Origin of the sequence: Caulobacter sp. UNC279MFTsu5.1, assembly GCF_900114015.1 — a bacterium.
In the GTDB taxonomy this organism is placed as follows: domain Bacteria; phylum Pseudomonadota; class Alphaproteobacteria; order Caulobacterales; family Caulobacteraceae; genus Caulobacter.
Genome location: NZ_FORN01000057.1, coordinates 24540 through 31662, shown reverse-complemented (window position 1 = coordinate 31662; position 7123 = coordinate 24540). Strand labels below are relative to the sequence as shown.

The window sequence follows — 7123 nt, the reverse complement described above, 5'->3', positions numbered from 1 at the left end:
GGCCAGAGCCTGAGCCATGTCGAAGGCGCGCCCCGATCGGTCCAGACTTCCACCGATCCCGGTCTCGCCTTCGCCTGGACCCAAGGCCGGATGGTCTGCGACGACGAAACCCTGGGCGATATGGTCGCCTATCTCAACCGCCGCTATCCGACGCCGATCAGGATTTCACCCGCCCTGGCCGGCAAACGCTTCTCGGGCGTGCTGGAGCTGGGGGACCAGGATCTGGTGGTCAAACGGCTGGCCGGCTATTTCTCGCTGTCGGTGCATCGCACCGACCGACAAATCGAACTACGGTAGCGCCGTCCTGGAGGTTGGAGGGCGTTTCGTTGCGAGCTGACGCATGGCGGCGCTGGGCGCTGGCTTCCAGCTTCGCGTGCGTGGCCGGATGGGGCGGCTGCGCCTCGGCGGCCCAGCCTCGCCTGAGCTTCGATATTCCCAGCAAGCCCCTGAAGACGGCGCTGGTCGATCTGGCGGTCCAGGCCGGCGTCTCGATCAGCACCCAGGCCGCCGCCGGCTGCGCCCCGACCAGCCGGCCCGTGCGGGGGCGCTTCACCCTCCAGGGCGGCCTGGCCAGGATGCTGGCGGGCACCGGATGCGGCTTTCGGATGATCGACGCCGACGCCGTTGAGATCGTCAGGCTGCCTGTCGCCAAGCCCGTAACCCGAACGGTCGCCCGGGCGGAGCCCCGTCCGTCCGCCGCGCTCGACGAACTGGTCGTGGTCGCCACGCGCCGCCCGACCCCGGCCGACCGCCTGGCCTACGCCGTCAGCGCGGCCGAGCGCTCGGTGATCGCCGGACAAGGCCTGCGCGACGCCAACGACCTGACGTACGCGGTACCGGCCATGACGGTGACCAACCTGGGTCCCGGCCGCGACAAGATCATGCTGCGCGGCCTGTCGGACGGGCCGCTGACCGGCAGCACCCAGTCGATGGTCGGCCTCTATCTCGACGACACCCGGCTGACCTACAACGCTCCGGACCCGGATCTGCTGTTAATCGACATGGCCCAAGTCGAGGTGCTGCGCGGACCGCAGGGCGCGCTTTATGGCTCCGGCTCGCTGGGCGGGGTTCTGCATTTGGTCACCGAACCGCCGACCCCCGATCGCTTCGAGGCCTGGATCGCGGGCAATGTCGGCGCGACGCAAGGCGGCGACGGCTCGAACGGCCTGTCCGGCATGGTCAATCTGCCGGTCTTCAACGGCCGGGGGGCGGTTCGCGCCGTCCTCTACCGCGACCAGCAAGGCGGCTATATCGACGACGCCGGCCTTGGCCTGAAGAACGCCAACCGCGCCCTTCGCTCGGGCGGCCGCCTGAACGTGAAGGTCGACCTGGGCGGTGGCTGGACCCTGATCGGCGGCGGGGCCGCCCAGTTCATCAATTCCAACGACACCCAATACGCCCTGACGACCGAGCCGCCCTACACCCGCCGCAACCAAGTGCGCGAGCCGCACGACAACGACTTCGCCGAGGCGCACCTCAACCTGAAGGGCGAGATCAGGGGGATCCAAGCGCGGTGGACGATCTCGGCGGTCGATCACGACATCATGAGCCGGTACGACGCCAGCTCGGCGCCGCCCATCGCCTTGGCGCCGGGCCCCGCCGCCTATGACGACGACGACCGCACCCACAGCGTGGTAACCGAGGGTGCCCTGGCCTCGCCGGAAAACGCCCGGGTGCAATGGCTGGTCGGCGCCTTCCTGGCGAGAACTCATCAGGACATCGACCTGGCGCTGACGCGCCTGGCCGACGCCCCCGTCCAGGCCTTCGCGGAGACGCGGCGCGACACGCTGAACGAGGCGGCGCTCTATGGCGAGGCGACCTTGCCGATCGGCCGATCCCTCAGCGCCACGCTGGGCGGCCGGCTGTTCAAGTCCAAGACGCGGGTGACCAGCCGGTCCACGACCCTGGCCGGCCCGACCGCGCCGTTTTCCGGCGCGCTGGAAAGCTCGGGCTTCGCGCCCAAGCTGGTGCTGGCCTATGCCCCGTCGCCCAGCGCCATGATCTATGTTCAGGCGGCCGAAGGCTACAGGGCCGGCGGGTTCAACACCACCGGACCGCCCGGTCAGGTGTTTTCGCCCAGCGATGAGATCGAACCACGTCGCCGTTATGACGGCGACGAGCTGTGGAGCCTGGAGGCTGGCGGCAAGGTCTCGTTGCTCGACGGCCGTTTGCGTCTGCGGGCCTCGGCCTTCCAGGTCAACTGGAAGGACATCCAGAGCGACCAGCTGCTGCCCTCGGGCCTGCCCTTCACCGCCAATATTGGCGACGGACGCAACCTGGGTCTGGAGTTCGAAGGCAGCTATCGCGTGGCTGGGCTGCAGTTGGGCGCCAACCTGTTGTTCAACACGCCCGAACTGGAGAAGGCCAATCCCGCCTTTCCCGTCCGCAAGGACGTAAGCCTGGCCGGCGTGCCCCATCGCGCCGGCGGCGTGACGGCGCACTATGACCGGCCGCTAGGCTCGGACATGACCTTGGAACTCGATGGTCGCTACGCCTATGTCGGCCACTCCCACCTCACCTTCGACGCCGCGACCGCGCCCTTGATGGGCGACTATGCGACCGGCCGCCTGGCCATTGGCCTCTCCACGCCACGCTGGCGCGCGACGCTAGCGCTGGACAATCCGACGAACGCGCGGAGCGACACCTTCGCCTATGGCAATCCCTTCTCGCTAAGATCGACCGACCAGGTGACTCCGCTCCGCCCCCGCACCCTCTCCCTCAGCGTCCGCGTCGCCTACTAGGCGGCGGGTCGCCGCATCCATGGAGAACATCGCCATGCCCAGGTCCTTTCGCCATGCCGAAGCCCACATGGTCTCGCGGATCGGCTGGCTGCGCGCCGCGGTCCTGGGCGCCAACGATGGCCTGGTCTCGACCGCCAGCCTGATCGTCGGCGTCGCCGCCGCCTCGGCAAAGTCCAGCGAGGTGCTGGTCGCGGGGGTGGCCGCCCTGGTGGCCGGCGCCATGTCGATGGCGGCCGGGGAATATGTCTCGGTCAGCTCGCAATCCGACACCGAAAAGGCCGACATCGCCCGCGAGACCAAGGAGCTGAAGAACGACGGCGAGGCCGAGCACGCCGAACTCGCCCGGATCTATGTCCAGCGCGGTCTCGAGCCTGAGACCGCCAAGGTCGTGGCCCAGCAACTGATGGCCAAGGACGCGCTGGACGCCCACGCCCGCGACGAACTGGGCATCTCGCTGGCGACGACGGCGCGGCCGGTGCAGGCCGCCCTGGCCTCGGCGGCCAGCTTCACGGTCGGGGCGGCCGCGCCCTTGTTCGTCGCCGCTCTGGCGCCGAGCCAGGCGATCGTGCCCAGCGTGGTGCTGGTGGCGCTAGCCTGCCTGGCGCTGCTCGGCGTGGCCGGGGCGAAAACTGGTGGAGCGCCGCCCTGGCGCGCCGCGGCGAGGGTCACCTTCTGGGGCGCGCTGGCCATGATCGTCACGGCCGGCATCGGCCGGTTGGTCGGCACGATCATTTAGCACCAGCACGGCGTCGGGGACCGATGAACCGGGCCGTGAGATTGAGCAGAGCCTCTTCAGAGACAAGATCTTGATGGCCCAAAAGCCCAGGGTCACCGCTGGAACCTCGCTGGCGGCGTCACGATCGGCGCCAGGCATCTAATCTCTCTTGATGACCGCGATGGCGGCGACGGCTTCGAGCTGAATCGCTGGATTTCCCGCTCTAGGATCAATCGACGCGTCGCCTCCGCGTCTGATAGAGCGTGCGCCCCGTGAGATCGCGGAATTCCAACCGAAGCGTTTCGCGGTCGAGGCCGAACATCGCAAAGCCTGGTCGAGACAGGCAGTAGCGAGTGCCCTTCACCGGCGTCACGCTGCCGACGGCGTCCGATCCCGCGCCGGCGCAGACGTAATCGACGCGGCCGCGCCGGATGTGCTGCAAATTGTGGTCGTGGCCGTTGATGTAGACTTGAACGCCATGGGTTTCGAGCAGCGGCGCTACCTGGGCGACCAGCGCGGCGGAGTCGCCGTGGTCTCCCGAATAGACCGGGTGGTGCCCCACCACGATCTTCCACGGCGCGGTCGATCGGCGGAGTTCATTCTCGAGCCAGGCGATTTGACGAGCGCCGTCATAGGCCTCCAGATGCCCGTGCGCCAACTGCTGCAGCATCTCGTCATAATTGCCGCGATCGACCAGGGGCGAGGTGTCGATCACGAAGATATCCAGGAGGCTCACCCCCAGAGCCTGACCGGCGACCTTGTAATACCGACTGGGCATTCGCCAGCGGGAACTAAGGCGAGTGTAGTCGATCTGGGCCTGGGCAACGCCGCGATAGTCGTGGTTTCCGAGCGCGGCATACCAGGGGGTCTGCAGGGCCGGCGCCGTATAGACCTCCTCGAACGAGCGCCGCCAATGGGGATCGGTCACCGACTGGACGCCCGCTGGATAGAAGTTGTCGCCCGCCGAGATGACGAACCGACTGGCGATCTCCGCCGCGGCGGCGCCCATGGCTTCAGCCACAACGCCTTGCGATCGCTGGCCTTTCCGCCCCCAATCGCCAAAGGCGACGAAGTTGAGCACCTCGTGGTCGGCCGCCGCGAAAACGCCTGTGGGCCAGGCGGCGCTGGCGGCCAACCCCTGCAGCAGCCCGCGCCGGTGAAACCGCGATGGAGGCGTCGAGCCCTCTCGCCTTGATGACGACCTGGCGGGACGTTTCACGCGGCCGGGCTCGCGGCAACTGTAAACACGGCGTCGCGCCGGACAGGAAGCTGGGCGAAGATTTCGGCTCCCGTGGCGGCGAAGCGCGCCTGGCCGAACCGGTCCAGCACCCGCGATCGCGCGACCTCGCCCATTCTCGCCAGCTTGAAGGGCGAACGCAGAAACCACTTCAGCGCCTTGGCCAGCTCTTCAGCGTCGCAGGGCGGCACGACCCGCCCCATCAAGCCGTCCACGACGCTGTAGGGCATCTCGCCCACGGCGGTCACCAGGGTCGGCAAGCCGGCCTGCATCGCCTCGTGCGCCGCGATACACAGACCCTCGCGCCGCGACGGCTGAAGATACAGGTGCAGCCCGGCCAGGAACTCGCGCGGCGCATCGCAGAACCCGGTGAGGAAGACGTTGTCCAGACCGGCCTGGTCGATCATGGCCTGCAGCCGTTCCCGTTGAGCGCCCTCCCCGGCGATCCGGACCTCGAAGGGCGTGGGAGACCTGAAGCCCGCGGCGCGCAGATGCGCCAGGGCCTTGATCAACACGTCATAGCCCTTGGCGGGATGCAAGCGTCCGAGCGCGCCGAGCTGCAACGTCTCGCCGGGCCGCCAAGGCCTGGCCTGGGGCGCGGCCGGATCCGCGGCGAACAGGGGCCAGGTGGCCAGACGATCGGCCTTTACCTTCAGGCGCGAGGCCGTCAGGGCCGTGACGCTGTGGGAGTCGCCGATCCAGAGGCTCGAGAGCCGCCGCGTCGCGCGCAGCAGCAGGCGGTTCGCCGGCTTCAGGAAGGCGTTGTGCTGCCAGCTGACGACCGGCACGCCGCGGCGAAGACCGACGATCTGGCCCAGCAGTGTGGCGCGGGTCAGCGAGGTCCATAGCAGGTCGGGCCGCTCGTCGGCGACAATCCGGTCCAGCCAGGCCAGCGCGTCGAGATGATCCTTCTCGCCGCCGGGGCGGACGCGAACGTCCAGGCCTTCCCTGACCATCGGCTGCAGCGCCCGGCCGTCGCGCCGGGTCAGGGCCAAGATTTGGACCTTCGCGCCCTGGGCCGCTAACACCCTGGCCACGGCGGGGATCGGCAACGCCGCCCCGCCGCCCTCGAGGGAGTTGATCACGTAAAAAATTCGCATCAGTACGTCCCCGTTCGGGTTAGGGCCGCGTCGTCGAAGACCGCTGGCGGAGCGGGCCAGGCCAGTCCGGCGAACCGCGCCACCGCGCGGGCCGCCCGCTCGGCCGAGGGTTGTTCGGTCAGGTCGAAGCTCTGGCTGAACAGGACCTCCTGGATCGGCCGCCAGACGGCTTCATGCTCGTGACGGGATCGAGCCATGGCCGCATCCAGGCCGCCAACGTCCTCGATCACCGGGCCGGCGCACCAATGGGCGAAGTTGGGGTCGCCGCGCCAGGCGAAGCGGTGACTGTTGAGGAAGGCGCACGGCCGGGGTTTGAGCAAGAACTCGTAGACCTGACTGCTGACGTCGCCGAGATAGAGATCGGCGCGCTGGGTGTAGGCCATGGTCGTCGAGAGGCGGCTGCCCAGGTCGATGTGGATGTTGGGCGCGCGCAGATAGCGCTCCTCGATCCGTCCGGCGCGATCGAGCCGCAACTTGTCGATCGTCGCCACGAAAGGCCGCTCGAACAGCATCACATGCGGCGCGAAGATCAGGTGGTGGTCGTCGTGCTCGACGAACCAGTCCAGTATCCGGCGACCGACCTGGTACCAAGACGACAGGTGCGGCGAGACATGCGGATTGTAGAGCACCACCGGTCGGCCGTCGTCGAGCAGCGGGTGGGTCGTTCCCCGCGCCGGCGGCAGATCGAACTTGGGATAGCCGACGATCGAGATCCTAGCCGGATCGAGACCGGTCTCGTGGATCAGCCGGTCGCGGATCTTGCGGCCTGAAACCAGCACGTGATCGAAGCCGGCGCTGGCCTTGTCGAACCCGATGGCCCGATCGCCGGCGCCGTGGCGGGTGTGAACGATCCGAAGGTCGCGCAGGCCATGGCGGGTCTTGAGGATCAGCGAGGTCTTCTCGGCGACCACGAGGATGTCGAGCGACCGGAAGAAATCGAGGTTGTCGCCGTAGACCAGCAGCTTGGTCGCCGGCAGCATCGTCTCGGTCGCGGCCGCGAGCAGCTTGGATGCGCGCCGGGTCAGGCCAAGCTCGACGAGGCGCACGTCGTGGCCGATCCTGCCGCCGCCCAGCCGGATCACCTCGTCGGTCAGCCGCCGATTGGTGGTGGCGACCACGATCTCGAAATCGAGGCCGCCGCGCGCCAGGGCCAGTGCGATCGGCAGGCTGTGGGCCACCTGATGGATCTGATCGTGATTGAAGAGAAATCCGATGCGCATGGCCCAACGACGCCATGCCCCTCGGGGTCCCTCAAAACTTCTTTCGATGCGCAAGATGGCCCACGCTCAGACCGCCGCCAGTGCAAGCCCGCGCTCGCCAACCCGGAGGG

5 protein-coding genes and 1 pseudogene are annotated in these 7123 nt (G+C 68.4%); 3 read left to right on the top strand and 3 right to left on the bottom strand.

Annotated features, from left to right (window positions below):
* From BM066_RS23030 to BM066_RS23020, 3 genes and pseudogenes are all read left to right on the top strand, one after another.
* Window positions 1-297, top strand: a pseudogene (locus tag BM066_RS23030) (DUF4974 domain-containing protein); the annotation flags it as partial.
* Between the two features lie 29 nt (window positions 298-326).
* Window positions 327-2741, top strand: a complete 2415-nt coding sequence (locus tag BM066_RS23025) for a TonB-dependent receptor (RefSeq protein ID WP_089930575.1) — start codon at window positions 327-329, stop codon at window positions 2739-2741.
* 34 nt (window positions 2742-2775) lie between these two features.
* Window positions 2776-3477, top strand: a complete 702-nt coding sequence (locus tag BM066_RS23020; protein ID WP_089930572.1) for a VIT1/CCC1 transporter family protein — start codon at window positions 2776-2778, stop codon at window positions 3475-3477.
* A gap of 208 nt (window positions 3478-3685) precedes the next feature.
* Here the strand turns inward: BM066_RS23020 and BM066_RS23015 are convergent, their stop codons facing one another.
* From BM066_RS23015 to BM066_RS23005, 3 genes are read right to left on the bottom strand one after another with little or no spacing between them, the layout of a single operon-like run.
* Entirely contained in the window at window positions 3686-4675 is a 990-nt protein-coding gene (locus BM066_RS23015) for a purple acid phosphatase family protein (RefSeq protein ID WP_089930570.1), read from the bottom strand.
* Entirely contained in the window at window positions 4672-5793 is a 1122-nt protein-coding gene (locus tag BM066_RS23010) for a glycosyltransferase family 4 protein (protein ID WP_089930568.1), read from the bottom strand. The genes BM066_RS23015 and BM066_RS23010 overlap by 4 nt, the downstream gene beginning before the upstream one ends.
* Window positions 5793-7013 (bottom strand): hypothetical protein, encoded by a 1221-nt coding sequence (locus BM066_RS23005; protein ID WP_018061657.1) that lies wholly within the window; start codon window positions 7011-7013, stop codon window positions 5793-5795. The genes BM066_RS23010 and BM066_RS23005 overlap by 1 nt, the downstream gene beginning before the upstream one ends.
* Window positions 7014-7123: the final 110 nt, after the last annotated feature.